The sequence below is a fragment of the Rhodococcus sp. P4_F3_2 genome (genome assembly GCF_056401335.1).
On record NZ_JBFUJN010000136.1, the window covers coordinates 1 to 577 of the forward strand.

A 577-nucleotide genomic window follows, 5' to 3' on the forward strand; every position below is an offset into this window, starting at 1 on the left:
AATTAATATCCATAAGAACAACATCAATCTGTCTTTCTTTTTCTACTACCTCTAGAACTTTCTCTTTAGAATCAACAATTGATATTACCTCAATGTCATTTGCCTCTTTTTCAATGTATGTAGAGATATTTTCTTGCCAAAAAGGATCATCTTCTACTAGAACCACTTTTATATTTTCGTCTTCCATGTGAACTTACCCCCCATTGAGTTACGAGCCAAGTTTTGTAGAAATTACTCTGGATTTAGGAAGTTTAATAATCATTGAGGTTCCTTGGCCTACTTCACTATGTACCGAAAGTTCACCATCGTGCGCTCTGATTGTGTTATAACAAAAGCTAAGTCCTAATCCATGATTTTTGGTATTTTTCTTTGTAGAATAATAGGGTTCCATAATGCGAGTTAATTCTTGTTGAGATATCCCAAATCCATTGTCAGTAATCTCAATACTAATTCCACCATTTTTCATCTTAAGCATTTGAATATGAATTAAACCTTTTGGGGTAGTGATTGCTTCCATAGCATTATTTAAAATATTGTTGATTACTTCTTTTAAAAGAGCTGGGTCACCATATAAAAC

At 32.8% G+C, this 577-nt stretch carries 2 protein-coding genes; both read right to left on the reverse strand.

The window, feature by feature from the left end; translation table 11 throughout:
• Positions 1-187, reverse strand: a 187-nt coding sequence (locus tag AC1DWA_RS33110; RefSeq protein ID WP_477917677.1) for a helix-turn-helix domain-containing protein, incomplete at its 3' end; no start/stop codon positions are given.
• 21 nt (positions 188-208) lie between these two features.
• Positions 209-577, reverse strand: a 369-nt coding sequence (locus AC1DWA_RS33115; protein ID WP_477917679.1) for an ATP-binding protein, incomplete at its 5' end; no start/stop codon positions are given.